This is a genomic window from Amycolatopsis acidicola (assembly GCF_007713735.2).
GTDB lineage: Bacteria > Actinomycetota > Actinomycetes > Mycobacteriales > Pseudonocardiaceae > Amycolatopsis_E > Amycolatopsis_E acidicola.
In genome coordinates this window covers 36,458-61,806 of record NZ_VMNW02000006.1, presented here as the reverse complement: position 1 = coordinate 61,806, position 25,349 = coordinate 36,458, and the positions used below count along the sequence as shown (strand labels likewise).

Annotated in this window: 31 protein-coding genes and 1 pseudogene; 18 read left to right on the top strand and 14 right to left on the bottom strand. The window is 69.3% G+C overall.

Annotated features, from left to right (window positions below; genetic code table 11):
- Position 1: 1 nt before the first annotated feature.
- The gene (locus FPZ12_RS06510; RefSeq protein WP_144746522.1) at positions 2-406 is read left to right on the top strand and encodes a TFIIB-type zinc ribbon-containing protein; all 405 of its coding nucleotides are present in this window, start codon (positions 2-4) and stop codon (positions 404-406) included.
- 13 nt (positions 407-419) lie between these two features.
- Positions 420-1,097, top strand: a complete 678-nt coding sequence (locus FPZ12_RS06505) for an AAA family ATPase (RefSeq protein ID WP_144746520.1) — start codon at positions 420-422, stop codon at positions 1,095-1,097.
- Here the strand turns inward: FPZ12_RS06505 and tgmC are convergent.
- Positions 1,046-2,197, bottom strand: coding sequence for an ATP-grasp peptide maturase system methyltransferase (gene tgmC, locus FPZ12_RS06500; protein ID WP_144746518.1), 1,152 nt, complete (start codon positions 2,195-2,197; stop codon positions 1,046-1,048). The genes FPZ12_RS06505 and tgmC overlap by 52 nt on opposite strands.
- A 100-nt stretch (positions 2,198-2,297) precedes the next feature.
- Here tgmC and FPZ12_RS06495 point away from each other — a divergent pair, with 100 nt between their 5' ends.
- The 5 genes from FPZ12_RS06495 to FPZ12_RS06475 all read left to right on the top strand — a co-directional run bounded on the left by FPZ12_RS06495 (position 2,298) and on the right by FPZ12_RS06475 (position 5,900).
- Positions 2,298-2,750 (top strand): helix-turn-helix domain-containing protein, encoded by a 453-nt coding sequence (locus FPZ12_RS06495; RefSeq protein WP_424923572.1) that lies wholly within the window; start codon positions 2,298-2,300, stop codon positions 2,748-2,750.
- On the top strand, positions 2,728-3,387 hold the full coding sequence (locus FPZ12_RS06490) for a hypothetical protein (protein ID WP_144746517.1): 660 nt from the start codon (positions 2,728-2,730) through the stop codon (positions 3,385-3,387). Before FPZ12_RS06495 ends, FPZ12_RS06490 begins: the two co-directional genes overlap by 23 nt.
- A 113-nt stretch (positions 3,388-3,500) precedes the next feature.
- Positions 3,501-3,797, top strand: coding sequence for a DUF2516 family protein (locus tag FPZ12_RS06485; protein WP_144746515.1), 297 nt, complete (start codon positions 3,501-3,503; stop codon positions 3,795-3,797).
- 25 nt (positions 3,798-3,822) lie between these two features.
- Positions 3,823-4,374: a YbaK/EbsC family protein gene (locus tag FPZ12_RS06480; protein WP_144746513.1), complete on the top strand. Its 552-nt coding sequence runs from the start codon at positions 3,823-3,825 to the stop codon at positions 4,372-4,374.
- Entirely contained in the window at positions 4,371-5,900 is a 1,530-nt protein-coding gene (locus tag FPZ12_RS06475; RefSeq protein WP_279537773.1) for an aromatic amino acid lyase, read from the top strand. The genes FPZ12_RS06480 and FPZ12_RS06475 overlap by 4 nt, the downstream gene beginning before the upstream one ends.
- Here FPZ12_RS06475 and FPZ12_RS06470 read toward each other — a convergent pair.
- Together FPZ12_RS06470 and FPZ12_RS06465 are read right to left on the bottom strand one after the other, a co-directional pair.
- A complete protein-coding gene (locus FPZ12_RS06470) occupies positions 5,836-6,558 on the bottom strand; it encodes an ABC transporter permease (protein WP_243769697.1) in 723 nt (240 codons plus the stop codon). The genes FPZ12_RS06475 and FPZ12_RS06470 overlap by 65 nt on opposite strands.
- Complete coding sequence (locus tag FPZ12_RS06465; RefSeq protein ID WP_144746511.1) at positions 6,555-7,238, bottom strand: ABC transporter permease; 684 nt, start codon at positions 7,236-7,238, stop codon at positions 6,555-6,557. Before FPZ12_RS06465 ends, FPZ12_RS06470 begins: the two co-directional genes overlap by 4 nt.
- Before the next feature lie 200 nt (positions 7,239-7,438).
- Here FPZ12_RS06465 and FPZ12_RS06460 point away from each other — a divergent pair, with 200 nt between their 5' ends.
- The 4 genes from FPZ12_RS06460 (at position 7,439) to FPZ12_RS06445 (ending at position 10,762) form a co-directional block, all read left to right on the top strand.
- Positions 7,439-8,356, top strand: a complete 918-nt coding sequence (locus FPZ12_RS06460) for an ABC transporter substrate-binding protein (protein ID WP_144746509.1) — start codon at positions 7,439-7,441, stop codon at positions 8,354-8,356.
- Between the two features lie 44 nt (positions 8,357-8,400).
- Complete coding sequence (locus FPZ12_RS06455; RefSeq protein WP_144746507.1) at positions 8,401-8,835, top strand: SRPBCC family protein; 435 nt, start codon at positions 8,401-8,403, stop codon at positions 8,833-8,835.
- A gap of 54 nt (positions 8,836-8,889) precedes the next feature.
- Positions 8,890-9,894 carry an NADP-dependent oxidoreductase gene (locus FPZ12_RS06450; RefSeq protein ID WP_144746505.1) on the top strand — a complete coding sequence of 335 codons (1,005 nt, stop codon included), beginning with the start codon at positions 8,890-8,892 and terminating at the stop codon, positions 9,892-9,894.
- Between the two features lie 115 nt (positions 9,895-10,009).
- A complete protein-coding gene (locus tag FPZ12_RS06445; RefSeq protein ID WP_144746503.1) occupies positions 10,010-10,762 on the top strand; it encodes a hypothetical protein in 753 nt (250 codons plus the stop codon).
- Here the strand turns inward: FPZ12_RS06445 and purU are convergent.
- From purU to FPZ12_RS06410, 7 genes and pseudogenes are all read right to left on the bottom strand, one after another.
- The gene (purU, locus tag FPZ12_RS06440; protein WP_341771206.1) at positions 10,759-11,619 is read right to left on the bottom strand and encodes a formyltetrahydrofolate deformylase; all 861 of its coding nucleotides are present in this window, start codon (positions 11,617-11,619) and stop codon (positions 10,759-10,761) included. The two genes, FPZ12_RS06445 and purU, sit on opposite strands and share 4 nt — an antisense overlap.
- A 37-nt stretch (positions 11,620-11,656) precedes the next feature.
- A complete protein-coding gene (locus FPZ12_RS06435; protein ID WP_144746501.1) occupies positions 11,657-12,373 on the bottom strand; it encodes a maleylpyruvate isomerase family mycothiol-dependent enzyme in 717 nt (238 codons plus the stop codon).
- Between the two features lie 127 nt (positions 12,374-12,500).
- Positions 12,501-12,863, bottom strand: a pseudogene (locus FPZ12_RS47190) (DedA family protein); the annotation flags it as partial.
- A gap of 103 nt (positions 12,864-12,966) precedes the next feature.
- On the bottom strand, positions 12,967-13,674 hold the full coding sequence (locus FPZ12_RS06425) for a lysophospholipid acyltransferase family protein (protein ID WP_144746499.1): 708 nt from the start codon (positions 13,672-13,674) through the stop codon (positions 12,967-12,969).
- 77 nt (positions 13,675-13,751) lie between these two features.
- A complete protein-coding gene (locus tag FPZ12_RS06420; protein ID WP_144746498.1) occupies positions 13,752-14,459 on the bottom strand; it encodes a GNAT family N-acetyltransferase in 708 nt (235 codons plus the stop codon).
- A 215-nt stretch (positions 14,460-14,674) separates the two neighbouring features.
- Complete coding sequence (locus FPZ12_RS06415; protein ID WP_144746496.1) at positions 14,675-15,466, bottom strand: class I SAM-dependent methyltransferase; 792 nt, start codon at positions 15,464-15,466, stop codon at positions 14,675-14,677.
- Entirely contained in the window at positions 15,445-15,945 is a 501-nt protein-coding gene (locus FPZ12_RS06410; protein ID WP_144746494.1) for a DUF2505 domain-containing protein, read from the bottom strand. Before FPZ12_RS06410 ends, FPZ12_RS06415 begins: the two co-directional genes overlap by 22 nt.
- Positions 15,946-15,971: 26 nt before the next feature.
- Between FPZ12_RS06410 and FPZ12_RS06405 the strand changes: the two genes are divergently transcribed.
- Positions 15,972-17,000: a UDP-N-acetylmuramate dehydrogenase gene (locus tag FPZ12_RS06405; RefSeq protein ID WP_243769696.1), complete on the top strand. Its 1,029-nt coding sequence runs from the start codon at positions 15,972-15,974 to the stop codon at positions 16,998-17,000.
- A gap of 347 nt (positions 17,001-17,347) precedes the next feature.
- Here the strand turns inward: FPZ12_RS06405 and FPZ12_RS06400 are convergent, their stop codons facing one another.
- Positions 17,348-18,082 (bottom strand): SDR family oxidoreductase, encoded by a 735-nt coding sequence (locus FPZ12_RS06400; protein ID WP_150980201.1) that lies wholly within the window; start codon positions 18,080-18,082, stop codon positions 17,348-17,350.
- Positions 18,083-18,173: 91 nt separating this feature from the next.
- Between FPZ12_RS06400 and FPZ12_RS06395 the strand changes: the two genes are divergently transcribed.
- The 5 genes from FPZ12_RS06395 (at position 18,174) to FPZ12_RS06375 (ending at position 23,659) form a co-directional block, all read left to right on the top strand.
- Entirely contained in the window at positions 18,174-19,343 is a 1,170-nt protein-coding gene (locus tag FPZ12_RS06395) for a L,D-transpeptidase (RefSeq protein WP_150980199.1), read from the top strand.
- 98 nt (positions 19,344-19,441) lie between these two features.
- Complete coding sequence (gene mshA / locus FPZ12_RS06390) at positions 19,442-20,752, top strand: D-inositol-3-phosphate glycosyltransferase (protein WP_424923575.1); 1,311 nt, start codon at positions 19,442-19,444, stop codon at positions 20,750-20,752.
- The gene (locus FPZ12_RS06385) at positions 20,749-21,264 is read left to right on the top strand and encodes a type III secretion system chaperone family protein (protein WP_144760338.1); all 516 of its coding nucleotides are present in this window, start codon (positions 20,749-20,751) and stop codon (positions 21,262-21,264) included. The genes mshA and FPZ12_RS06385 overlap by 4 nt, the downstream gene beginning before the upstream one ends.
- Positions 21,265-21,329: 65 nt before the next feature.
- Entirely contained in the window at positions 21,330-22,196 is an 867-nt protein-coding gene (locus tag FPZ12_RS06380) for a DUF4349 domain-containing protein (protein WP_144760341.1), read from the top strand.
- Positions 22,197-22,918: 722 nt separating this feature from the next.
- Positions 22,919-23,659, top strand: a complete 741-nt coding sequence (locus FPZ12_RS06375) for a phosphoglyceromutase (RefSeq protein WP_144760344.1) — start codon at positions 22,919-22,921, stop codon at positions 23,657-23,659.
- Positions 23,660-23,715: 56 nt separating this feature from the next.
- Here FPZ12_RS06375 and FPZ12_RS46830 read toward each other — a convergent pair whose 3' ends face one another.
- Positions 23,716-23,844 carry a hypothetical protein gene (locus tag FPZ12_RS46830; RefSeq protein WP_279537772.1) on the bottom strand — a complete coding sequence of 43 codons (129 nt, stop codon included), beginning with the start codon at positions 23,842-23,844 and terminating at the stop codon, positions 23,716-23,718.
- On the bottom strand, positions 23,841-24,026 hold the full coding sequence (locus tag FPZ12_RS06370) for a hypothetical protein (RefSeq protein WP_144760347.1): 186 nt from the start codon (positions 24,024-24,026) through the stop codon (positions 23,841-23,843). Before FPZ12_RS06370 ends, FPZ12_RS46830 begins: the two co-directional genes overlap by 4 nt.
- Before the next feature lie 66 nt (positions 24,027-24,092).
- Here FPZ12_RS06370 and FPZ12_RS06365 point away from each other — a divergent pair, with 66 nt between their 5' ends.
- A complete protein-coding gene (locus FPZ12_RS06365; RefSeq protein ID WP_144760350.1) occupies positions 24,093-24,683 on the top strand; it encodes a TetR/AcrR family transcriptional regulator in 591 nt (196 codons plus the stop codon).
- Here FPZ12_RS06365 and FPZ12_RS06360 read toward each other — a convergent pair.
- Positions 24,680-25,318: a helix-turn-helix domain-containing protein gene (locus FPZ12_RS06360; protein WP_144760353.1), complete on the bottom strand. Its 639-nt coding sequence runs from the start codon at positions 25,316-25,318 to the stop codon at positions 24,680-24,682. The two genes, FPZ12_RS06365 and FPZ12_RS06360, sit on opposite strands and share 4 nt — an antisense overlap.
- Positions 25,319-25,349 lie beyond the last annotated feature (31 nt).

Here is a 25,349-nt window from a genome sequence, read left to right as displayed (position 1 = left end):
TGTGATTTGTCCTAAATGCCAGAATGCCATGCGCACCGTGGACAAGAACGGCGTGCACATCGAGCAGTGCGAAGGCTGCCGCGGCATCTTCCTCGACCGTGGTGAGCTGGAGCAGATCGCGGGCGCGGAAAGCGCTTACTACGGCTCACCGCCGCCATACCGCGGCCCCGTGCCGCCGCCCCACGGCGGGCGCGCCGATTCGCCATCGCCCTATCACGGCGGATATGGCGATTCGCCGCGGCCACAGCGTCACGGCGGATATGGCGGCGGTTACGGCGATTCGCCGCGGCCGTACCGGGGTGGGTACGGGGATTCGCCCCGTCCGTACCGCGGCGGTTATGGGGATTCGCCGCGGCCGTATCGGGGCCACCGCAAGCGGAGTTTCCTCGAGAACCTCTTCGACTGACATGGCGGGCCGAATGCTCGACCCGCGTATTTGCCCCGCCTGCGGGGACCGCGCCGACGTGCCGCTCGTGGAAAGCGCGAGGAGGCTGTGCGCCCGCTGCGGTCACCGCTGGCCGTTCCGGCGACTGCCGCTGTTCGCGCTGACCGGTCCGAGCGGCGCGGGGAAATCCACAGTCGGCCCGGAGCTGGCCGAGCGGCTCGGCGGAGCGGCCGTCGTTCTTGAACAGGACGTGTTGTGGACAGCCGGGCTGCGCGACGACGTCGACGGGCATCCCGCTTTCCGGGCCGCCTGGCTGCGGCTCGCCGCGATGATCCACCAGAACGGGAAACCCGTGGTGCTGTGCGGAACCGTGGTCCCGCCGGAGTTCGAGCGGCTGCCCGAGCGCAGCCTGTTCACGAAGATCCACTACCTTGCGCTCGTCGCGTCGCCCGATGAGCTGGCGCGGCGGTTGCGGGCACGGCCGGCCTGGCGGGAGTGGGACGAACCGCGCATCGCCGAGACGCTGGAATTCAGCGAATGGTTGCGCGCCACCACTTTCGACCCGCCGGTTCGGCTGTTCGACACGACGAAGGCCGATCTCGCGGCGGCTGTGGACAACGCCGAAGCCTGGTTCCGGGAGAACTTTCCCGGAAACCCCGGCTACAACGGCCAGACGTATTTGGACGTCGGCTCGTCCAGCCAGAGCTCCTGACGGTCCTGCGTGACGGTGACCCCGAACCGGTCGCGCGTCGGCTCGCCGAGGTCCTGCCAGTCCGAGTAAGCGCTTTCCAGCAGGTCCCACAACCGCCGTGGCCCGCCCTGGCTCACCAGGTTCCGGTCGTGGTCCGTGAAGTGCCGCGCCCACGAACCGTCGGCGTGCACGAGGAAAGTGGCGTCCGGCGCCGCGGGATCGAACGCCGGAGCGACCTCGGGTAGGGCCAGGCCGGCGAAGAACTCGAACCTGCTCGCCGGGTTGAGCGTCGAGCGCACGGACAGTGGAGTCGGCCGCGGCGCGGCGCCGTTCGGCTGGATCTTCGAGAGCAGCCGGCCGGGTTCACTCCGCCTGTGCGCGCGCAACGGCATGAACCTTCCGTCCCGCGCCAGCACTTGTCCACATCCGGTGCCGTCCTCGCCGACGGTGAGGCGCACGAGCCCGGCGCCGATCGGCCGGTTCAACGTGGTCAGCACGAAACCACCGGGTTTCGTCTGGTTCAGCCATTCAGGCGGGATCGTCGACACCGAGCAGGTGCACAACACCCGGTCGAACGGGGCCTGTTCCGGAAAACCGCCGGCGCCGTCGCGGACTTCGCATCGGGGCCGGTATCCACAACTCCCCAGCCGGATCCGCGCCTGCTCCACCAGATCGCCGTCGATGTCTATTGTGGACACTTGCCCGGAGCCGAGCCGGTACGACAGCAGCGCCGCGTTGTAGCCGGTTCCGGTGCCCACCTCGAGGACCTGGTGCCCGGCGCGCACGAGCAGTTCCTCGAGCATGATCGCCATGATCGAAGGCATGCTGGACGAACAGGTCGGCACGCCGGCGACCGGGCCCGTCCGGCGAGCGGTACGCCACGCTCCCGGGTCTTCGTCGAGCTGGGTGACCAGCACCTGGTCGGAGTAGACGGCGCGCAGCCAGCCGGGATCCGAGCTGTCCACAGCGACCCACCCCGCCATCTCGGCGAGGAAGAACCGCGGCACGAAAGGATGTCGCGGAACCTGCTGGAATGCTTCGATCCAGGCGGGGTCGGTCAGTGCGCCGGCGCGGACGAGCGCGCCGGTGAGCCGTCGGCGAGCCCGCACGGCACTCTGCATCCGTCCACCTTAGTTCGTGACTCAAGTCACCACCTAAGGTTGCAAGCAGGGTGCTTGCAATAGCTAGCACTTGGGTATAACTTGGAGGTGTCGCGAGGAGATGAGCCAGATGCCGGACGAGGGTGACCTCGAAAACGCGCAGGCGGGACCGATCGAGAAGGTCGGCCACATCGCTTCCGACATCGGCGAGTACATCCGCCAGCAGCGCAACAACGCGAAGATTTCGTTGCGCCAGCTGTCGAAGCTCGCCGGAGTGTCCAACCCGTACCTGAGTCAGATCGAGCGCGGGGTTCGCAAACCCAGCGCGGAGATCCTGCAGCAGATCGCCCGGGGGCTGCGGATTTCCGCGGAGGCCCTGTACGTGCAAGCCGGAATCCTCGATCTGCCCGACGGCGGGCCGGTCACCGACGCGATCCGCGCCGACGCCGAGCTCACCGAGCGGCAGAAGCAGGTGCTGCTCGATGTGTACGAGTCGTTCCGGCGCGAGAACAACCACACACCTGACCTCCCTGATATGGAGAGTGAACATCATGACGAGCACGAGGACCGATGACGTCCGCAAGGCCGTGAACACCGCCGTGGAGCAGCTTCGCACCCCGCTGCTCGCCGCGATCGGCGCCGGCAACCTGGCAGGCCAGGCGCTCGCCGACGCTGTCGAGAAGGCGCGCACCCGCGTCAACGAGAGTGGCGAGGCCGCCCGCAAGAACATCGAAGAGCTGCCCGGCGAGGTCACCTCGCTGCGCGAGAAGCTCGACCCGGCCGAGCTCCGGAAGCTCGTCGACGAGTACACCGAGGCCGCGCTGAAGCTGTACGGCAAGCTCGCCGAGAGCGGCGAGGAGGCCTGGGGCAAGTTCGTCGCCGAGCCGCGCGTGAAGACCGTGCTGGAGCAGGTCGAGGACGCGCTGCAGCAGGTGCAGGACCGTGCGGGCGAGTTCGGCACCGAGGCCCGTGAGCGCGTCGAGGACGTGCTCGGCCTGGTCGCGAAGAAGACCCGCACCGGTGGCGAGAAGGTGGCCGAGGCCGCTGACGAGGCCGCCGAGAAGATCGTCGACGCCGAGGTGGTCGTGGAGGAGAAGACCACGCCGAAGTCCACCCCGGCCGCCAAGCCGGCGAGCACCCCGCGGCGCACCACCGCCACGGCGAAGAAGCCCGCGACCGGTGGCACCACCACCCCGAAGACCACGAAGTAACCGCATTCCCTCGTGGGCCCGTTCGGCACAGGCTGTGTGCCGGACGGGCCTTTCGTGGCATTCTGGTCACAGGTGTGCAGGTTCGTGGGGGTGAAGGGACGTAGGCTGGAGCAGTGCCGCTAATCGCGCAATGGATCATGCTGGTCATCAGTTGGGCCGGGACGCTCGTGGGGCTCGTCGCCTTCTTCCACGCGCTCCTGCAACGCTCCGACGCGTTCCAGGCCGCCGACCGCAAGACGAAGCCGATCTGGCTGGCGATCACCGGCGCGGGCACGGTCGCGATGGGGCTGTTCGGTTTCGGCGGCGCGGGCACCATCTTCTGGCTGGCGGGCATCGTCGCGGTGCTCGTGTACATGGTCGACGTCCGCCCGAAGCTGATCGAGGTCCAGCGCGGCGGCAAGAACTGGTAGTACGCCCGCCGCTAGCCTCGTGTCCATGAGGAACTGGAGCATCGCGGGAACACTGATCGTCCAGCCCGTTTCGCAGCGGAGCGACCTGCTCGCCGAGCCCGTGGCCAAGGCGATCACTTCGCTGGACGAGTCGGAGGTCGGCGTCGTCGAGATCGACCCGGAGCTGGCGGACACCGCGGCTTTCTGCGAGGCGTACTCGTCGCCGCTATCGGCTTCCGCGAACTGCGTCGTCGTGGCGGGCAAGCGGTCGGGCGAGGTGCGGTTCGCGGCGGCGCTCATCCTGGCCACGACGCGTGCCGACGTGAACGGCGTGATCAAGCGCAGGCTGGATGTGCGCAAGGCTTCCTTCGCGCCGATGGACGAAGCGGTCGAGCTGACGGGCATGGCCTACGGCGGGATCACCCCGGTCGGGCTGCCCGGTGAGTGGCCGATCCTGATCGACAAGGCCGTGGCGGACTCGCCGGAGTTGATCATCGGGAGCGGCATCCGCGGCGGGAAACTGCTGATCACCGGCGCTGCGCTCGCTTCGCTGCCCGGGGCCGAGGTCATCGAGGGCCTGGCGAAGCCGGTCGAGTGACCGTCCTCGTCCGCGGACCCGAGGACCTGGATCCGGCGGCCATCCGGCTCATCGCGCGAGGCGCGCGCGTAGTACTGGACGAACGCCTTCTCGTGCAGGTCGCAGCCCAGCGGCAGGCTGCACTCACCGTGCTCACAGATTGTATGCAACCTGTGTACGGCGTGAATACAGGCATGGGGCGGCTTTCGAGCACCGCGCTCACGGCCGACGAACAGGCCGAGCACCAGGCGCGGTTGCTCATCGGACGTGCTGTCGGCGGGCCTCCGTGGCTGTCTGCGGAAGAGGTCCGGGCGCTGTTCGCCGTGCGCCTGCGTGGGTTTCTCACCCCGGAGACAGGGGCGAGCGCGGACGCGGTGCGGTTCCTCGTGGACAGGTTGAACGACGGGTTCGTCCCGGCCGTCCCGGCCACCGGGCTCGGCTCGGCCGGGGAGATTCTCGCGCTGTCCCATGCGTTCCAGACCTTCCTCGGCATCGGCACGGTGCTCGAAGACGGGCGGCAAATCCCGGCGTCCCAGGCGTTGGCGGACAGGGGAGTCGAGCCGTATCGCCCGGGACCGAAGGAGGGCCTGAGCTTCATCCAAGGGGCGCCGATCACCGCCGCGCAGGCTGTTTTGCTTGCCGCGCAAGGGTTCGACGCCGTCGATCGACAGCTTCTGTGCGTTACGACGGCCGTTGATGTGCTGGGCGCGCCGCGCGGGATCTACCGGCCAGAGCTCGCCGGGAGCGACAGCGTCCTCGCGGATGTACTCGCGTGTGTCCGCGATGCGGCCGACGGCGGTGTGCTCCGGGACGGCGTCGTGCAGGCCCCGGTTTCCCTCCGCGTCGGGCCGCAAGCGATCGCCCACGCCCGGCGAACGCTCGTCGAACTCGAAGATGCGGCGCGACGCTTCCTAAGCGCCCCAACGGATTCGCCCGCTTTCGTGGACGGCGAGTTCGTGTCGACCGCCGGTTTTCACGCCGCCGAGCTCGGCCTCCGCATGGACGCCGCCAAGGCCGCGCTGGTGCACGTGGCCGAGGTCGGTGTGCAGCGCATGCACCGGATGCTCGACGAACGCTTCAGCGGGCTGACCCCGCAGCTGACTCCGCGGCCAGGGCCCAACGCCGGCCTGGCGCCGCTGCACAAACGTGCTGTAGGCGAGCTGCATGCAATGCGTATGCACGTTGCACCCGCGTCACTCGGGGCGCTCGACACGTCGGCCGGTCAGGAAGACGTGCAGGTGTTCGCCGCCGAGGCTGCATACCAGTTGTATACAGCCGTTGTGCACCTCGACGTGATCACCGCCTGCGAACTGATCACCGCGCACCAGGCCCACACACTGCGCGCGAAGGAACCGGCGCCCGCGCTCGCCGAGGTCTACCGGCAGCTCAGCGAAGTGGTGCCCGCCGTGGTGGAGGACCGGCCGCTGGGCCCGGAAGTCACCCGGCTCGTGGACGCGTTGCGTACCGGGAAACTCCGCGCTGTCACGACATTTGCGGCTGCCGCGTGGTCTCCACGCGCAGCCCGCGCGGCACGGCAAAGCGAGTGATCAGCGAGAAAATCCCTTCGCACAGCAGGGCCAGCACGATCACCGCCACGCCGCCCGCGAGGATCTCGCCGTAGCCGCCGACGCCCTGGGCGAACCCGTCGACGATGTAGCGGCCGAGGCCACCGCCGTTGTTGACGATCGCGCCGATCGCGACCGTCGCGACGAGCTGCAGGAAGGAAACCCGGGCCCCGGCGAGGATCACGGGCAGCGCGAGCGGCAGCTCGATCCCGAACATGATCTGGCGTTCGCGGTAGCCGGTTCCGCGCGCGGCGTCGACCGCGTCGGCGTCCACCGAGATCACGCCCGCGTACGTGTTCGTGAACAGCGGCGGCATGGCGAGCGCGACCAGCGCGATCAGCAGCGGCCAGAACGAGGTGTTCAGTTCCCACCGGCTGGCCAGGTACCAGAACAGGATGATCAGCCCGAAACTCGGGATCGCACGGCCGATGTTCACGACGCTGCTGGCCAGGAACGCCGCGCGCCGGTAGTGCGCGAGCCACAGCGCGGGCGGGATCGTCAGCGCCGCCGCGACCACGAGCGACAGCGCGGAGAACCCCAGGTGCTCGACCGTGCGGTACGGGATGCCGGCCGGATCCGACCAGCTCCACCGGTTCGGCTCGCCCAGCCAGTCCCACGCCTCGCCGAAGATGTTGCTCACGCGCGCCCCTTCCTCGCCCACGGAGCCAGCGCCCGTTCGGACAGCCACAGCAGGAAGTCCACCACCACCGCCAGCACGATCGACAACCCGATCCCGACGATGATCGCGGTCGGGTTGGGGGTCGCGGTCTGGATGCCCTGCCGGATGAAGTAGCCGAGCCCGCCCATGCCGAGCATCGAGGTGACCGTCACCAGCCCGATGGTCGTCACCGCGGCCACCCGCAGCCCGGCGATCACCACCGGCAGCGCCAGCGGAAGTTCCACCCGTACCAACAGCTTCGCGCGGGTGAAGCCCATCCCGACCGCGGCCTCGCGCACGTCACCGGGCACCTGCTGGATGCCGGTCACGATGTTGCGCAGGAGGATCAGCAGGGTGTACGTCGCCAGCGGGATCACGGCAGTGGTGAACGACAGCCCGAAGAACGGCACGAGCAACGCGAATGCGCCGAGGCTCGGGATGACGTACAGCGCGCCGGCCGTGGACAGTGCCACCGGGTAGAACCACCGCCAGCGCAAGGAAAGCACCGCCAGCGCGATCGAGACGACGAGGCCGACCGCCAGTGCCGTCGCGGTCAGCGCGAGGTGTTCGCCCAGGCGCTGGAAGATGTGGTCGGCATTGCGCTCCACCCAGCGCCACTCGAACAGCGGCCGCGACGATTCGGCCAGCACGTATTCGCCCACTGGGGAAGCATAGGGCGCGCTGGGGTGCTTTTCTCAGATTGTGGTTACCAATCCGACCGAAAGAAGGCGGATGCGGGCCGCAGCCGACCTGCATGTCGACACCCATTTCCGCCGTGGCTGCAGTCGGATTGGTAACAGAGGGCGCAGTTGTCGGTGATCGCCGCTAGGGTCTTCATGTCGTTCTAAGGGAGGAAGAACCCATGCGCTGGACCCGTAGCCTCAAGATCGCGGTGGTGGCTGCCGCGGCAGTGCTCGGCCTGGCCGCTTGTGGCGGCAGCAGCGACAATTCGGCGGCGCCCGGCAAGGGCGGGGACCCGATCGTCGTCGCGTCGTTCAACTTCACCGACAGCCAGATCCTCGCCGAGCTGTACTCGCAGGCGCTGGAGGCGAAGGGCTACCCGGTCAAGCGGCAGTTCAACATCGGCTCGCGCGAGCTGGTGTACCCGTCGCTGAAGTCGGGCGAGCTGCAGTTCATCCCCGAGTACCAGGGCGCGGCGATCAGCTCGGGCTTCAACCAGGAAGCCCCGAAGGATCCCGCGTCGGAGCACGCGAAGCTCGCCGAGCTGCTCGCGCCGTCGAACGTGGTGCTGTTCGACTACGCCCCGGCGGAGAACAAGAACACCTACATCGTGAAGTCGGACCTGGCCAAGTCCCAGGGGCTGACCAAGATCAGTGACCTGAAGAAGCTGGACAAGGTGGTGCTCGGCGGCCCGCCCGAGTGCGAGACGCGCGCGAACTGCTTCGTCGGCTTCCGCGACACCTACAAGCTGAACGTCACGTTCCAGAGCATCCAGGAGGCCGGCCCCCGCCGCACCCAGCTGGACTCCGGCGCGGTCACGGTCATCCCGGTCGACTCGGTCAGCCCGCTGGCCGACGACCCGTCGTACACCGTGCTGCAGGACGACCTGAGCATCGTGGCCACCGAGAACATCGTGCCCGCGGTGAACAAGAAGGTCGCCGACGAGCGCGGGCCGGACTTCCAGGCCGCGGTCAACGCGGTCAGCGCCAAGCTGACCACCGACGAACTGCGCGAGCTGAACAAGCAGGTCGATTCGGACGGGGACGCGGTCACCGACGTCGCGAAGGACTGGCTGAGCAAACAGGGTCTCGCCGGGTAACTAGAGTCGCGGTCGAGGACCACGACGAAATCGGGGAGCGAAAAATGGCAAAGGTCACGGCGGTCGCGGAGCGGACGATCGACGCGCCGGCGGAGAAGGTGCGCACGCTGGTCGCCGACTACGCCGACACCCGGCCCAAGATCCTGACCGAGCAGTACCGGGATTACGAGGTCACCGAGGGCGGCACCGGCGCGGGCACGAAGGCGCGCTGGAAGCTGCAGGCCACCTCGAAGCGGGTGCGTGACGTCGCCGCCACGGTGACCGAGCCGGAGCAGGGCACGCTGGTGGAGACCGACGCCAACTCGACGATGGTCACCACGTGGACGGTCCGTCCTTCGGGTGACCGCAGCGTGGTGCGGATCGAGACCAGCTGGCAGGGCGCCGGCGGCATCGGCGGCTTCTTCGAGAAGACGTTCGCGCCCGGTGGCCTCAAGCGCATCTACGACGGCGTCCTCGGCAAGCTCGCGGAACTCGCTTAAGGTCGATGGCGCAGGGGTACGCACTCCTGCGCCATCGACGTAGGGAGTTCCACGGTGAGCACCACCGCGACCGAGATCCGGCTCGCGTCCCGTCCGACCGGGCGGCCGACGCCGGACAACTTTTCCATTGTGGACACCGAAGTGCCGGACGCCGGCCCCGGCGAAGTGCTGGTGCGCAACCAGTTCATCAGTGTCGACCCGTACATGCGTGGCCGGATGAGCGCGGCCAAGTCCTATGTGGCGCCTTTCGAGGTGGGCAAGGTCATGCAGGGCGGCGCCGTCGGCGAGGTGCTCGAGTCCACCGTGGACAGTGTCCGCCCCGGTGACACCGTGGTGCACCAGTACGGCTGGCGTTCGCACGCCGTCCTCGCCGCGGACAAGGTCTCGAAGGTGGATCCCGGCGTCGTGCCGGTGAGCACGTATCTCGGCGTGCTCGGCATGACGGGCCTGACCGCGTACGCAGGGCTGCTCGACGTGGCGAAGTTCCAGGCCGGGGACGTGGTTTTCGTGTCCGGCGCGGCTGGTGCGGTCGGTTCGATGGTGGGCCAACTCGCCAAGCTGAAGGGCGCCTCGCGGGTCGTGGGCAGCGCCGGTTCGACCGAGAAGGTCAAGCACCTCACCGACGACCTCGGGTTCGACGCGGCGTTCAACTACAAGGACGGCCCGGTCGCCGAACAGCTCGAAGCCGCCGCGCCGGACGGTATCGACGTCTACTTCGACAACGTCGGCGGGGAGCACCTGGAAGCGGCGATCGCCCAGGCCAACCTGCACGCCCGGTTCGCGATCTGCGGGATGATCTCGATCTACAACGCCACCGAACCGCCTGCCGCGCCGCGGAACATGATGCAGATCGTCGGCAAGCGGCTGACGATCCGCGGGTTCCTCGTCGGTGACCACTACGACCTGCACGGGCAGTTCGTGTCCGAGGTCGCGCCGCTGGTCCGGGACGGCAAGCTGCGCTACGAGGAGACCGTCGTGGAAGGCCTGCGCAACGCGCCGCAAGCCTTCCTCGACCTCCTCGACGGCGCCAACACCGGCAAGATGCTCGTCAAGCTCTAGCCGCGCAGGACGGCGTCGACGTACTTGCTCGCCCGCGTTGTACGGAACCGGGCGTAGGCGGAAGAGTCGTTCCTCGACGGACGCCTTCCGGCTCCCGCGCGCGGACGATTTCCGCATGACTCTTCAGCGGGTGAAGCAGCAGGTGAGGCCGGTCGAGCGCACCGCGTATGCGGTCGCTGCCGTCCTCTTCCTCAGTGGTCTGGTCCATCTCGTCGTGCTCGTCGCGTCCGGCACGACGTGGGAAGGGCCGCTGTCCTACCGGAAGGCGATGACCTTCGGGTTGTCCTTCGGGCTCACGCTGGCGACCCTGGCATGGGCGACGTCGTTCCTGACCATGCGGCCGCGTACGCGCACAGTGTTACTCGGGCTGTTCACGGCGGTCAGCGTGCTCGAGGTGACGCTCGTGACCATGCAGGTCTGGCGCGGGGTGCCGTCGCACTTCAACTTCGAGACCGGGTTCGACTCGACCGTCTCGATGATGCTCGCGCTCGGCGGCGGAGTGATCATCGTGACCGTCCTCGGCTTCACGGTGGTCGCGCTCCGCGCGAGCAGTGGGCTCGCGCCCAGCATGCTGCTTGCCTTGCGGGCCGGCCTCGTCGTGCTGATCGCCGCGCTCGCGGTGGGCGCGATCATGATCGCCGACGGGGTCAGCCTTTCCCGCGGCGGCGAACCACAGCTCGCCTACACCACGGCCGGCGCGCTCAAACCCGTGCATTTCGTTGCCATGCACGGAATCCTGGTGCTTCCCGCGTTCGCCTGGCTGCTGCGCTACACGACCTGGCCCGAGCAACGGAAGACCAGGCTCGTCTGGGCCGCCGCACTCGGCTACGCCGTGCTGGTCGCCGGAACCTGGCTCGTGTTCGGCTAAAAGACGACCGTGCGGTTGCCGTGCACCAGCACGCGGCCCTCGAGGTGCCAGCGCAGTCCGCGGGCCAGGGTGACCTTCTCGATGTCCCGGCCCTTGCGGACCAGGTCCGGCACCGTGTCGCCGTGGTCGACGCGGATCACGTCCTGTTCGATGATCGGCCCGGCATCCAAATCCGCCGTGACGTAGTGGCAGGTGGCCCCGATCAGCTTCACCCCGCGCCGGTGCGCCTGGTGGTACGGGCGCGCGCCGACGAACGACGGCAGGAAGCTGTGATGGATGTTCAGCGCCCGGCCGGTCCACGCCGCGCACAGATCCGGCGGGAGGATCTGCATGAAGCGCGCCAGCACGATGGCATGCGGATCGTGTTCGTCGACGAGCTTGCGCACCTCGGCGAACGCCGCCGCCTTGTCCCCGGACGGGAACCGCACGTGGTGGAACGGGATGCCGTGCGCCCTGGTGATGCCCGCCAGCGAGTCGTGGTTGCCGATCACCGCGCTGATGTCCACGTCGAGTTCCCCGGACGCGACCCGGCCCAGCAGGTCGTACAGGCAGTGCCCTTCCTTCGACACCAGCAGCACGGCGCGACGACGCTCGCCGGTGTCGTCGACACGCCAGTTCGACTCGGCGGACAGCGCGCGGGCGACCTCCGCGAAGCGCGCGCGCAACTCGTCGGCGCTGTACGGCATCGAGTCCGCCCGGACCACCTGGCGCGTGAAGAACCAGCCCGTGTCCGGGTCGGTGTGGTAGGCGGCCTCGACGATCCAGCCGCCCGCGTCCGCGAGGAACGAGGACACGCGCGCGACGATGCCGGTGCGGTCGGGACAGCCGAAGGTGATCACATAACGTCGTTCGGACACCAGGACATCTTCCCTGGTAGCGCCCGTGCCGGTGCGGTCAGGGGGAGGCGATCGGCTCCAGCAGCTCCGTGTCGCCGACGACGGTGGCCTCGCTGGGCCGGGCCCAGACCCGGCGGTAGACCTGGTCGGCGGTGCCGGTGATCGTCAGGTCGCCGCTGCCCTCGCCCGGCCGGATCTCGGGTGGGACGCCGGGCGCGAGATCCACCCGCCAGCCACGCTGTACATCGGTTGCATACAACACGACCGAGCCCGTCGCGCTGGTCTTCGTCCAGTCGCGCCTGCCCGGGACCATGAAGGCGATCAGTTCGTCCACCCCGTCCGCCGCGAACTCCGCGCCGTAGCTCACCTCGGGCTCCGGCGCCAGCGCGTGCTCGGCGTCCAGACGGTGGATGGCCGCTTCGTGCGCCTGCCGCCGCGCCCACGAGGCCGCGACCTTCGGGTACCTCGGGAACGGCAGCCAGGCGGGCTTTTCCGGATCCGACAGCTCGGCGACCAGCCCGGTGCGCTGCTCGTCGAACCAGGCCAGCAGGGTTTCCCAGTCCTCAGGCGGACGGCCGGGATCGGTGTCGGCTCCGGTCGGGTCGGCGAGCGCTTTCCGCACCCACGACTGCACTCGCCCGAGGTGCCCGACGAGCCTGCTCACAGTCCAGCGTGGGCAGGTCGGCACCGGTGCGTCCGGGCCTGCCGAGACGGCCGCCGTCCTGAGCGCGCTCGACTGCTTTTCGATCTCCGCCACGAATTCCGCGTGCTGCATGCCGTGAGCGTAACCGCCGGGCGACCTCGAGCAGACCGACGAACAGCAGGCCGAGCCCGAAGGACAGCAACAGCCCCTTGGCAGGCTGGTCCGCGAAGCCCACGCCGCCCGCACAACCGATACACACGCTGTATACAGCCCAGATGCCGGCGCCCAGCGCGTCGAGTCCGGCGAACCGCAGCCACGGCACGCCCATGCTCCCGGTGGCAAGGCCGCTCGCGACGCGCCCGCCCGGCAGGTACCGGGCGACCAGGATCAGCAGCGTGCCGTGCCGGTCGACCTGGACACGTGCCCACTCGTAGCGGGCACGCCCCGACTCGCCGCGCTGCAGGCGCGCGAGCATCGGCGGCCCGGCACGGCGCCCGATCCAGTGCGAGAGGCAGTCGCCCGCCCACGCGCCGACCGCGGCGACCACCACGAGCACGGCGAGCTTCGGCCAGTCCGGCCCCAGCAACACGGCGACCGTGACCACCGTGGTTTCGCTCGGCATGAACGGCAGCAACGCGTCCAGCGCGGCCACGAGGAAGACGATCAGCCACAGCCAAGGCGAGTCGAGGGTGTCCTGCAGCAGGTCGGTGATCTTCCCCAGGAACTCAAACATGCGCGACCTGGTGGACTCCCGCCCGCGCTCTGGCGGCGAGCTCGCGGCGGTCGCCGTCCGGGGCGAACGCCGGGTGCGCGGTGACGCGGACTTCGAGCCCGTCCGCCCGCGCGACCCGCCGCATCGACGTGAACAACGTGTCCGCACCGACGAACGAAGCCACCGTGCTGGGCTCACCGCCCTGCCGGTACTCGAACGTCACCGGCCGGATCAGCGCGCTCGCGTCGATCGCCGCCTGGAACGCCGCGCGACGGAAGGCCCCGCCCGGAACCCCGTCCGCGGAACGGCAGCGGCCGCACCAGGTGGTGCCTTCGGGAAACACGAGCACCGACCGCCCGGACAACAGCAGCGAAGTCAGATCGGACACCACGAAGGGAAGCCCGCGCAGTTCGTCCCGCGCGATGAACGTGGTGCCCGCTCGCACGGCAACACCGCCGAGCACCGGCCATTGCCGCATCTCGCGCTTCGCGAGGAATCCGACCGGCTCGACCGCCAGCGCGGCGACGATGTCCAGCCAGGACACGTGGTTCGCGACCAGCAGCGTGCCCCGCTCACCCGGCACGCTCAGCCGGTCCGTGTCGGTCGTCAGGTCGATGTCCAGTTCGGAGAGCAGCCGCCGCGCGGGGGTGCGGAGATCACCCCGGCGGACGGCGGCGGAAGCCCCGGCCAGCACCGAGGTCACCGCCTGCCATCTGCGCACGGTCCGAATTGTCGTGACCGAAGGTCGCGTCCGGGTGACGCAGCGCGGTGTACACGGTGAATAGATGGCCCACGTGTTCATTCGCCGTCTCCGAAGAAGTAACGCCGGTAGCGCGGCCCGACCCGGTCGAAGGACAGCAGCGTGAAGAAGTCCACGCAGTCGAACTCGGGATCGTGCGACGGCGGCCCGCACACCCACGCCCCGAGCCTCAGGTAGCCGCGCAGCAGCGGCGGGACCTCGGCGTAGGTCGGCCGCTCGGCGGTCCGTTGCCTCGGGATCCACGGTTGTCGCGCAGCGACACGGAGTTCGGCGGGTGCGAAGTGCTTCTCCCGGGTCAATTGCCAGGTGCCGCCCGCGGCGGCGCCGCCGTCGGCGAGGGAGACCGACGCGCAACCAGCCAGGTGGCGGTATCCCGCGGCGTGCACGTACCGGCCCAAGGTCGACCACATCAGGTTGATCACCGCGCCCGAGCGGTGCTCGGGGTGCACGCAGGATCGCCCGATCTCGACGAGGTCCGGCCGCAGCGGGTTCAGCGCATCGAGGGCGAACTCCATGTCCGAATAGAGTCTCTCGCTTCTCCCCGGGAGCAATATTCGGTACGTGCCAACGACTTCGCCGTCGTGTAGCACTGCCAGATGCTCGCAGAGTTCATCGAATTCGTCGGCGTCGGAGGCCGCGCCGAATTCGGTGGAGAACACGCGCTGACGCAGTTCCCGGCAGGCGCCGACGATGCCAGGGTCCCGGGTGATCACTGCCTGGTACTTGGTTCCGACGAAGGTTGTCATGCCGTGATCGTGGCGCCGCGAGACACTCGCTCAACAGGCTTTTCCCGCTATATCCGGGAGAACTCCGGGATCACCCGTACCGGCGGCCCCTGCCCCGCAAGTAGGGAAAGCCCTATTTACTAATCCGACCGGAAGTAGGCGGACACCAACCGCAGCGGAGTTGCTGGGAGCAACCCATGTCCGCCGTGGCTGTAGTCGGATTAGTAACGAACGGCTCAGTACAGCGGCGCGATGCTGTGCCATGGCACGCTCACCTCGCCCAGCCGCCAGCGGCGCGGTCCGTCCAGCACGGGCCAGCGCGCCGTGAGCATACGCACTGTCTCCAGCCAGCGGAACCGGACGCCGAACGCGCCGTGCGGTGCGGCCGCCGCCCAGCAGGAATCCATTGTGGACAGAAAGCGATGCACGGGTTCGCCGGGGACGTTCCGGTGGATCAGCACTTTGGGCAGTCGTTCGGCCACTGTGGACGGTCGGTCCAGCGTGCTCAGCTTGTAGGACAACGTGAGCCGGCGCGGGCCGTCGGCCGAGACCGTGACCCAGGAGGACAGCCTGCCGATCTCGTCGCAGGTGCCCTCGACGAGCAGGCCGCCCGGCGCGAGCCCGTCGACGACCGTCTTCCACGCACCGGCCACCTCGTGTTCCGCGTACTGGCGCAGCACGTTGAAGGCGCGCACCAGGACCGGCTCGGTGCCCGCGAGTTCGAACCCGCCACGGCGGAACTCCAGCCACGGCGGCCGCGCCAAGGGCAGCGCCGCCGCCACCCGCTCCGGATCCAGTTCGAGCCCGAGCACCCGGACACGCGGATGCGCCCCGCGCAGCCGCTGCGCGAGTTCGAACGCCGTGATGCCGGACGCGCCGTACCCCAGATCCACCACGAGCGGGTCCGCCGCGCGTCGCAGCACTGTGGACACCTCGGGGGAGGAGGCCAGGAAGCGGTCGACGCGTCGCAGGCGGTTCGGGTTGGTGGTTCCTCGGGTCGGCGTGCCTAGTGGGACCCGGCGAGCCACTGGGCCGAGTACTCGGCTTCGCGAGCCAGCAGTTTCGTGATCTGGTCCGCGACGAAGTCCTCCAGCTTGCCCCCGACGATCGGGATGCTGATCTTCACCTCGCCGGTGATGCGCAACACCGTGCCGCCGTTGCCCGGGGTCAGCTCCGTGCGGGCGGTGATCTCGCCGGGCACCCCGCTCACCGTGGCCTTGGCCGTGCCGGTGGCGCGCTCGCCGTCGAGCCGCCACTGCTCGTGCCGGTCGACGAAGAGGTCGCCGCGGTGCAGCTTCCGCACCGCCGACGGCAGTTTTTCGGCGCCGACGCCTTGGCGCAGCTGGAAACGCACGCCTGCCGGGCCTTCGGTGTAATCGAGCAAGGACGCGTTGTCGCCGCCGATTTCCTGCAGCCGGGCACGCAGCGCCGGCTCACCTGTCTGTGCGGCGAACACCTCGGGCACGCCTTGACTGAACTCGGCGCGGTGCTCGATACGGGATGCCATATCACGACACAGTACCGTTTGGACCCGTGGCACCCGTGAAAACCCAGAACGTCCTCGCCGACCACACGACGCTCCGGCTCGGTGGGCCCGCGGCCGGTCTCGTCGTCGCCGAGACCACCGAAGAGCTGCTCGACGCCGTCCGCCGGGCCGGTGAGCCGATGCTGCTGCTCGGCGGTGGCTCCAACCTCGTGATCGGCGACGCCGGGTTCGACGGCACCGTCATCAAGATCGCGACCCGCGGCTGGCGGATCGACGGGGACTCGGTCGAGGTCGCCGCGGGGCAGAACTGGGACGAGTTCGTCGCGGCCGTGGTCGAGGCCGGGCTCGGTGGGCTCGAATGCCTTTCCGGGATCCCCGGTTCGGTCGGCGCGACGCCGATCCAGAACGTCGGCGCGTACGGCTGCGAGGTCGCGGACATGCTGACCTCGGTGGAGCTGTACGACCGCCGCACCGGCGAGGTGCGCACGATGAGCGCGGCCGACCTCGGCTTCGCGTACCGGACCAGTGTGCTGAAGGGCACCAACGCCGGGATCGTGCTGAGCGTGCGGTTCGCGCTGCGCACGGACGGCCTGTCCGCGCCGGTGCGCTACGCCGAACTCGCGCGGGCTCTCGGCGTGGAACTCGGCGACAGGGTGCCTGCGGCCGACGCCCGCAAGACGGTGCTGGAGCTGCGCCGCGGCAAGGGCATGGTGCTCGACGCGGCCGACCACGACACGTGGAGCGCCGGCTCGTTCTTCACCAACCCGATCATCCCCGACGCCGAAGCCGAGGGCGTCCTCGCGCGGATCGGCGCGGAGGCGCCGCGCTACCCGGCCGATGGCGGCGTGAAGCTCTCGGCCGCCTGGCTGATCCAGCACGCCGGGTTCGACAAGGGACACCAGGGCCCTGGCGGCCGGGTTTCCTTGTCCACCAAGCACACTCTCGCGCTGACCAACCGCGGCCACGCCACGACGGAGGATCTGCTCGCGCTGGCCAGGGAGGTGCGTGACGGCGTCCGAGAACGCTTCGGTGTCACGCTCCACCCCGAGCCGCTGCTGATCAACTGCGCGATTTAGGGAAGTTTCCAATGTGGCTTGCGTGGCGGTGCGGGTAGGGGCCCCACCCGTCTCCCACCGCCACCCTCAACGGACACGCTGCGCGCGGCTAGCCACATTCAAGGCGGCCGCTGACTCCGGGATCGCCTCATCATGAATTCCCACCCGCCAGCCCGACCACCACCCCTGATGGACGCGCTCCGCGCGGCAGTGTTCCCACCACTTCGGCGCTGTCCTCGCCAGGAACCGCCCACCCGTCGCCGACCACCACCCGCAACGGACGCGCTGCGCGCGGCTCCGCCGATTCAACCCCCGGCGGTGCCAGCGCGCAGCCCACCGCAAGCGGCTCCGCCACTTACAAACAGAACTTAGCTCTCGCGGTATGTCCGCGTGCCGTTGAGCTGGGCGCGCGGCTTGAGCACGATCGAATCCAGGTTCACGTGCGAAGGCCGCGTGGCCGCGAAGGCGATCACTTCGGCCACGTCCTCGGCCGTCAGCGGGGTCACGCCCTGGTACACCTTCGCCGCGCGCTCGGTGTCGCCGTCGAAGCGGTTGGCCGAGAAGTCCGTCTCGACCATGCCCGGGATGATCTCGGTGATCCGCACCGGCTCGCCGAGGTGCTCCGAGCGCAGCGTGCGGTGCAGCGCCGACTGGGCGTGCTTGGCCGAGGTGTAGCCGGAGCCGCCGTCGTAGACCTCGTGCCCGGCGATCGAGGTGACGCTGATGACGTGCCCGTCACCGGAGGCGATCAGCTTCGGCAGCAGGGCTTTCGTCATCCGGAGCGTGCCGAGGACGTTGACCTCCCACATCCAGCGCCAGTGGTCCTCGTCGGCGTCGACGACCCGTTCGAGGCCGCGTGCGCCGCCCGCGTTGTTGACCAGGACGTGGCATTCTGGGATCTGCTGGACAAAAGCGGCAACCGACGCGGGGTCGCTCACGTCCAGTACCTGTGCGGTACCGGACAATTCGGCTGCCAACTTCTCGAGGCGGTCCAGTCGGCGCGCACCGAGCACGACGTGGAAACCGGCTCCGGCCAGTGCACGGGCGGTGGCTTCGCCGATCCCGGCGCTGGCGCCGGTGATCACAGCAGTTCGGTTGCTCATGCCGCCAATACTCCCAGCGGGGGAGCGTCGGTAACGCGGGGAGGCCCGGCGCCGGTGGAGCTGTCGGGGATCGACGGAGTGGGGAGGTTTCGTGTTCGAGAGGCGGACGCTGGTCAAAGGTGCGGTGGTCGCGGGCGCGGGAGCGCTGGCGGCCGCGTGTTCGGGCGGCGGCGGGGGCACGCAAGGGGGAACCGGCGGCGAGCAGACGACTCCCGCCCAGCCGGTGGCCAAGCTCACGGCGGAGCCCGCCGTCGACGCGAAGGACGTCCCGGTGCTGCAGCCGGTGACGGTCAAGGTCACCGACGGCACGCTGACCGACGTCAAGCTCACCAACGCCGAAGGCAAGGCCGTCGAGGGCTCCCTCAACGCCGAGCGCACGGTGTGGACGAGCAGCGAGACCCTCGGCTACGGCAAGACGTACACGTATGCCGCGAGCGCGACGGGCAGCGACAACAAACCCGTGCAGCTCACCGGCAGCTTCACCACGCTCTCGCCGGCCAACCAGGTCCGCGTCACGGTGAACCCTGGCGACGACGCCGAGGTGGGCGTCGGGATGCCGGTCAGCGTGAAGTTCACCACTGACGTCACGAACAAGGCGGCCGTCGAGAAGGCGCTGACGCTGGAGACGGACAAGAACGTCGAGGGCTCCTGGGGCTGGCTGTCCGACCGGCAGGTGGACTGGCGGCCGAAGGAGTACTGGCCCGCGGGCACCAAGGTCACCGTCGGCGCGAAGCTGTACGGGGTGGACCTCGGCGGCGGCGCGTACCCGCGCGCGGACGTGACCAGCGAGTTCAAGATCGGCCGCAACCAGGTGGTCAAGATCCACACCCCGGACCACGTGATGAACGTCTACCGGAACGGCTCGCTGGCCAAGAGCTACCCGTGCAGCAACGGGCTCGACTCCGACGTGAACCGCAACACGCCCAACGGCACGTTCATCGTGATGACGAAGGAGCCGCACGCGATCTTCGACAACGCGCGCTACGGCTACACCAACGTCAACAAGAAGTGGGCCTGCCGGATCTCCAACCACGGCGAGTTCATCCACGAGAACCAGGACAACGCGGCCGCCATCGGCAAGACCAACAACTCGCACGGCTGCGTCAACCTGCTCGAGGCCGACGCCAAGAACTACTTCGACTCGGCGCTGATCGGCGATCCGGTCGAGATCACCGGCTCCCGGCTGGGCAGTCCGGTCAATTCGGATGTCGCGGACTGGTTCGTCAGCTGGTCGGCGTGGCAGGGGAAGTCGGCGCTGTAGTCGCTTCACTCCATTGGGAAGATGTCGGGGGCCCGGCGCTGTTGTCGTTAGAGGCGGGCCCTCCGCCTTGCGCGGACGACACAACGGGAGTGAACAGGGTGACGATCTCGCTGCGCGGACCCCGGCGGACCTCGACGATTCGACCGCGCAGAGTCGCGGTCCTGTCGGTGCACACGTCGCCGCTGGAGCAACCGGGCACCGGGGACGCCGGCGGGATGAACGTGTACATCACGCATACCGCGGTCGAAATGGCGCGGCGCGGGATCAGCGTCGAGGTCTTCACCAGGGCCACATCCTCGGAACAGCCGCCGGTCGCCGAGCTGGCGCCGGGCGTGCTGGTGCGCCACATCCCGGCCGGCCCGTTCGAGCCGCTGGGCAAGGACGAGCTGCCGGCGCAGCTGTGCGCGTTCACCTCGGGCGTGCTGCGCGCCGAGGCTTTCCACGAGCCCGGCTACTACGACCTCGTGCACTCGCACTACTGGCTGTCCGGCCAGGTCGGCTGGCTGGCGCGGGACCGCTGGGGCGTGCCGCTCGTGCACACCGCGCACACGCTGGCCAAGGTCAAGAACGCCGCCCTCGCCGAGGGGGACTGCCCGGAGCCGCGCACCCGCGTGATCGGCGAGGAGCAGGTCGTCGCCGAGGCCGACTGCCTGGTCGCGAACACGCCAGTGGAGGCGCGCCAGCTCGTGAGCCTGTACGACGCCGACCCCCAGTCCGTGCACACCGTCGAACCGGGCGTCGACCTGCGGCGGTTCACGCCGGGCTCGCGGTCGGGCGCGCGGCAGCGGCTCGGCCTCCCGGATGACGCCGTTGTGCTCGCCTTCGCGGGCCGCATCCAGCCGCTCAAGGCGCCGGACGTGTTGCTGCACGCCGCCGCCGAGCTGCTGCGGAAGCAGCCCGAGCTGCGGCAGAGGCTGGTGGTGCTGGTCGTCGGCGGCCCGTCCGGTTCGGGGCTCGAACAGCCGCAGGCGCTGAAGGAGCTGGCCGTGCACCTCGGCATCGAGGGCCAGACCAGGTTCCTGCCGCCGCAGCACGCGGAAATGCTCGCCGAGGTCTACCGGGCCGCGGACGTGGTCGCGGTGCCCAGCTACAACGAGTCGTTCGGGCTGGTGGCGCTGGAGGCGCAGGCCTGTGGCACCCCTGTCGTCGCGGCCGAGGTCGGCGGGTTGCCGGTGGCCGTGGCGCACGGCGTGTCGGGGCTGCTGGTGCCGACGCATTCCGCGGCCGACTGGGCCGGGGCGCTCGGCAGCGTGGCGTTGCGGCCGGATCGGCGCGCCGAGCTGGCGGACAACGCGGTGCAGCACGCCCAGCGCTTTTCGTGGGCGCGCACGACGGACGCGCTGCTGGCAACGTATGGGGAGGCGGCGGATTCCTTCCGCGCCGCGATTCTCCCGGAGGTGGCGGTGTGAGCGTGGACAAGATCGTTCAGTCCACTCTGGACGGTGCGGGCCTGGCGTACGACAAGAAGGCCGATGGCCGCTACTTCGTCACCCTGCCCGGCACCAAGAAGCTGCAGACCAACGTCTGGCTCATCGCGCAGGCGCACGCCTTCGCGGTGGAGGCCTTCGTCTGCCGCCGCCCCGACGAGGCGCACGAAGAGGTGTACCGATTCCTGTTGCGCCGCAACGCGAAGCTCTACGGCGTGCACTACACGGTGGACGCGCTCGGCGACATCTACCTGGTCGGCAGGATCGGCCTGGACAGTGTCACCGAGGAGGAGCTGGACAAGATCCTCGGCCAGGTGCTCGAAGCCGCGGACGGTGACTTCAACACGATCCTGGAGATCGGCTTCGCCACGTCGATCAAGCGCGAGTGGGACTGGCGTGTGTCGCGCGGCGAGTCGCTGGCGAACCTGCAGGCGTTCAAGCACCTCGTCGAGCCGGAGCGCCCGCACGAGCCGGGCTCGCTGACCGATTCGTGACCGGACGCGTGCAACCGAGTTGATCGTTCGCCCCGTCTTCCCGCCGCTACTGGAGGGAGAACGGGATGAGATCGAGATTCGCGTTGGCCGGGGCGCTCGCCCTGCTGGCGTTGACGGCGGGATGTACCGGCAACCACTCGTCGAGCAGTGAAGCGATCGCTCCGCAGAAGGCACCGGCGGCCGCGGCACCGGACAGCAGCGGCGGGGCGAAGGCGGCCGTGCCGGGGCAGCAGAGTCAGGCGAGCGTGCCGGTCACCGGTCAGGACAGGCAGTTGGTGCGCACGGCGGAGCTGTCGATCGTGGCGCCGGACGTGCGGGGTTTCGCCGCCCGCGCCAGGCAGGTCGCGGCCGCGGCGGGCGGGTACTCGGGTTCGGAGACGACGGACGTGAACTCGTCCACGCTGAACCTCGTCGTGCCCAGTGACCGGTTGGACGCGGCGGTCGACCAGCTGGGCAGGCTCGGTGAAGTGACCAGCGTCCGGCAGAACGTGCAGGACGTGACCGACCAGAGTGTGGACGTGGCCTCGCGGATCGACTCCGCGCGGCGCAGCCTCGACCGGGTGCGCGCGCTGTTCGACCAGGCGAGGTCGATCAGTGACCTGACCTCGCTGGAGTCGGAGCTGAGTTCGCGCGAGGCTGATCTGGAGTCCTTGCAGTCCCGGCAGAACGCGCTCGCCAGCAGCGTTGCCATGTCGACGGTGATGATCACCGCGACGGTCGCCCCGGTGGTCCCGCCACCGGCGCCCGAGCCCGCTTCGGGCTTCCTCGCCGGACTCGCGGCGGGCTGGCACGGGTTCCTGGGCTTCGGCGGCGGGGTGCTGCGCGTGGTCGGCGCCGTGCTGCCGTTCCTCGTCGTGCCGGGGATCCCGCTCGGCGCGCTGACGTGGTTCGCCCTCCGGCGACGCTGGTTCCGGGCGAAGGTCGCCCCATAGGCCGCTTTTCGAAGTGGCGGAGCCGCTTGCGGTTGGCTGCGCGCTGGCACCGCCGGGGGTTGAATCGGCGGAGCCGCGCGCAGCGCGTCCGTTGAGGGTGGTGGTGGGCGACGGGTGGGCGGTTCCTGGCGAGGACAGCGCCGAAGTGGTGGGAACACTGCCGCGCGGAGCGCGTCCATCAGGGGTGGTGGTCGGGCTGGCGGGTGGGAATTCATGATGAGGCGATCCCGGAGTCAGGGGCCGCCTCAGGTTCCCCTACCCGCACCGCCACGCAGGCCGGGTCGAGAGTGATTCCGGGTGGAGCAGGCGGGACGGCTCGAGGGAGGGGGAGTCGCGAACTCGAGCCGCCCCGCTGACGCTCCCGCCGCTGTGGGCCCGGTGGCGAGGGGGAGTGCCAACGGGACCGGCGGGGCCGCAGCTCGGCAGGGGGGAGACGAGCTGCGGTCGTACCCCGCGGGCCGCTGGGGAGTGCGTGGAATCCAGCGGTGCGGGACGTAGTCAACTTGTCAGATGTCCACCAGTAATCACAAGACTACTGGTTACTCCATTCGAGTGAAATTCCTAACGACTGTTAACTCAACGCAGCAAGTGTCACTTAGCGGAGTCATGATCCACGACCCGTTCCGTCGCCGGAAAGCTGCTGTTACCCGGTGGTAACGCACTGTGCGTAGAAGTCGTCACCCGCGCCGGAGGCGCTCGGCGGGGCGGTTTAAATTCGTGGCATGGCCGAACTTGGGACGCTGGTACTGCTCCGGCATGGGCAGAGCACGTGGAACGCGGAGAACCTGTTCACCGGCTGGGTCGACGTGCCCCTGTCCGAACAGGGCCGGGCCGAGGCGCGCAAGGGTGGCGAGCTGCTCGCGGAGCAGCGCGTGCTGCCCGACGTGGTGCACACGTCCCTGCTGCGCCGCGCGATCTCGACCGCGAACATCGCGCTCGACGTCGCCGACCGGCACTGGATCGACGTGCGGCGCGACTGGCGGCTCAACGAGCGCCACTACGGCGCCCTGCAGGGCAAGAACAAGAAGGAGATCCGCGACGAGTTCGGCGAGGAGCAGTTCATGCTCTGGCGCCGCTCCTACGACGTGCCGCCGCCGCCGATCGAGCGCGGCACCGAGTACAGCCAGGACACCGACCCCCGCTACGCCGCCGACGCGCCGCTGACCGAATGCCTCAAGGACGTGGTCGCGCGGCTGCTGCCGTACTGGGAGTCCGCGATCGTGCCGGACCTTCGCGCCGGCAAGACGGTGCTGGTCGCCGCGCACGGCAACTCGCTGCGGGCGCTGGTGAAGCATCTCGACGGGATCACCGACGAGGCGATCGCCGGGCTCAACATTCCCACCGGCATCCCGCTGCGCTACGACCTGACCGAGGACCTGAAGCCGGTCACCGCCGGCGGCACGTACCTCGACCCGGCCGCCGCCGCGGAGGCCGCCGCCGCGGTCGCCAACCAGGGCCGCTGACGCCAGACCTCGAAAAAGCCCGGCTCCACCCCCAAGGGGGCCGGGCTTTTTCCTGTTCAGCGGCCGAGCCTGCGCCACAGAAACAGCGCGCCGAGCGCGAAGACGAGGACCGCGGCGAGCAGGATCGCGCCCTTGAGCACCAGGTCGTTCAGCAGATGGTGGGCCAGTTCCTCGCCGTCGCTCATCGCCGCCGCCTGCGGTTGTCGAGCACCTGCCTTGTCGCGAACTCCGCCAGCTGCCGCGCCTGATCGCCCCGGCCGTGCTTGCGCATCCAGAGCACGACGGCGAACAGCGCCAGGCCGAGCAGTACGACCACGGCGGCGATGATGCCGAACCTGACCAGCAGCACCGTGAGCACGGTTTCCATCGCTTCCCCCTTTGTATCTCGGCTGTGACAAAACCCAAGATAGCACAGCTGTGATAAAAAGACAGAGTGCCGAAGATCGTGGATCCGGAGAGCAGGCGGGCCGACGTGGCCGACGCGCTCTTCCGGCTTGCTGCAAGGGAAGGGCTGCACAGGGTGTCGTTGCGCACCGTGGCGGCGGAGGCCGGGCTGAACGTGGGATCGGTGCGGCACTACTTCGAAAGCCAGGCGGAGCTGATGCGCTTCGCGATGCGTTCGATGATCGACAGGGTGTCCGCGCGGGTGCGACAGCGCGTCGAAGCGCTCGGCGATCCGGCGGAACTGACCGCTCGTGAGCGCAAGAAAGCCGCGGCGGAACTGCTCTGCGAACTACTGCCGCTGGACGAGCAACGGCGCGCGGAAGTGACGGTGTTCCTGGAATTCGCCATCGCCGCGCGGACGGATCCGACGCTCGCCGATCTCGCCCGTGAGGCCGACGAGGGCACCAGGGCGCTCGTCCGCCGCGTACTCGCCGCGTCCGAAGTGGACGATCGGGAGCTGGAAGTGCGGCGGCTGACGGCTTTGCTCGACGGGCTGAGCTTCGACGGCGTCCTGCATCCGGATTCACTGACCCCGCGCCAAGCGGCGGCGGTCGTCCGGTCGCATTTGGACAGTCTCTAGATCAGGCCCAGCTCCCGCGCGCGCATGCCGGCCTGGAAGCGGGAAGTGGCGCCGAGCGCGGACATCAGCTCGGCGACCCGGCGGCGGTACGTGCGCACGCTCAGGCCGACCGTGCGGGCGGCGGTCTCATCCTTGCAACCCGAAGCCAGGACATCGAGTATCTGCGGCGCCAGCGCCCGGACCTCTGCGAAGTCCGCGTCGAAGACCTCGATCTCGGTGGCCGCGCGCCAGGCGGCGTTGAACAGCGAGGTCACGCTCTGCACGACCTCCGGCTGCGTGATCACGCCGTAGCTGCGCTCGCCGTGCGAAAGATCACCGGCCATGATCGCGACCCGCTGGTCGAGGATGATCGTCTCGTTGAGCTGATCGGTGCTGATCCGCACCTGCGCGCCACGCCTGCGCAGCTGCTCCACGTGCGCGATCTGGGAAGCGTCGAGCAGCACGCCGGGCCGGTACAGCTTCCGCACGTGCCCCTCGCTCCTGTCCGGGTGGGGCGCGTGCTGGTGGGCCAGCGCCCACGTGTGCAGGTCGTTGGCCGCGCAGGCGACGTCGTCCGCCAGCTCGAACAGATGCGCCGTGCGGGCGAACAGCTCGGCTTCGCCGCGCACGACGGTCGCTTCACGCGTGGTCTCCATGAATCCAGTTTGGCAGCAAGTTGCCAATCGG

What these genes read in the sequence shown, in the direction of transcription:
- FPZ12_RS06410 (WP_144746494.1), bottom strand. Translation starts at nt 15,945, where the DNA reads ATGGCATCCCGTATCGAGCACCGCGCCGAGTTCAGTCAAGGCGTGCCC.
- tgmC (WP_144746518.1), bottom strand. Translation starts at nt 2,197, where the DNA reads ATGCAGAGTGCCGTGCGGGCTCGCCGACGGCTCACCGGCGCGCTCGTC.
- FPZ12_RS06490 (WP_144746517.1), top strand. Translation starts at nt 2,728, where the DNA reads ATGACGAGCACGAGGACCGATGACGTCCGCAAGGCCGTGAACACCGCC.
- FPZ12_RS46830 (WP_279537772.1), bottom strand. Translation starts at nt 23,844, where the DNA reads ATGAGCGACGGCGAGGAACTGGCCCACCATCTGCTGAACGACCTGGTG.
- FPZ12_RS06370 (WP_144760347.1), bottom strand. Translation starts at nt 24,026, where the DNA reads ATGGAAACCGTGCTCACGGTGCTGCTGGTCAGGTTCGGCATCATCGCC.
- FPZ12_RS06380 (WP_144760341.1), top strand. Translation starts at nt 21,330, where the DNA reads ATGAGATCGAGATTCGCGTTGGCCGGGGCGCTCGCCCTGCTGGCGTTG.
- FPZ12_RS06480 (WP_144746513.1), top strand. Translation starts at nt 3,823, where the DNA reads ATGAGGAACTGGAGCATCGCGGGAACACTGATCGTCCAGCCCGTTTCG.
- FPZ12_RS06505 (WP_144746520.1), top strand. Translation starts at nt 420, where the DNA reads ATGCTCGACCCGCGTATTTGCCCCGCCTGCGGGGACCGCGCCGACGTG.
- FPZ12_RS06420 (WP_144746498.1), bottom strand. Translation starts at nt 14,459, where the DNA reads ATGACAACCTTCGTCGGAACCAAGTACCAGGCAGTGATCACCCGGGAC.
- FPZ12_RS06435 (WP_144746501.1), bottom strand. Translation starts at nt 12,373, where the DNA reads ATGCAGCACGCGGAATTCGTGGCGGAGATCGAAAAGCAGTCGAGCGCG.
- FPZ12_RS06495 (WP_424923572.1), top strand. Translation starts at nt 2,298, where the DNA reads ATGAGCCAGATGCCGGACGAGGGTGACCTCGAAAACGCGCAGGCGGGA.
- FPZ12_RS06375 (WP_144760344.1), top strand. Translation starts at nt 22,919, where the DNA reads ATGGCCGAACTTGGGACGCTGGTACTGCTCCGGCATGGGCAGAGCACG.
- FPZ12_RS06400 (WP_150980201.1), bottom strand. Translation starts at nt 18,082, where the DNA reads ATGAGCAACCGAACTGCTGTGATCACCGGCGCCAGCGCCGGGATCGGC.
- FPZ12_RS06360 (WP_144760353.1), bottom strand. Translation starts at nt 25,318, where the DNA reads ATGGAGACCACGCGTGAAGCGACCGTCGTGCGCGGCGAAGCCGAGCTG.
- FPZ12_RS06445 (WP_144746503.1), top strand. Translation starts at nt 10,010, where the DNA reads ATGACTCTTCAGCGGGTGAAGCAGCAGGTGAGGCCGGTCGAGCGCACC.
- FPZ12_RS06460 (WP_144746509.1), top strand. Translation starts at nt 7,439, where the DNA reads ATGCGCTGGACCCGTAGCCTCAAGATCGCGGTGGTGGCTGCCGCGGCA.
- FPZ12_RS06455 (WP_144746507.1), top strand. Translation starts at nt 8,401, where the DNA reads ATGGCAAAGGTCACGGCGGTCGCGGAGCGGACGATCGACGCGCCGGCG.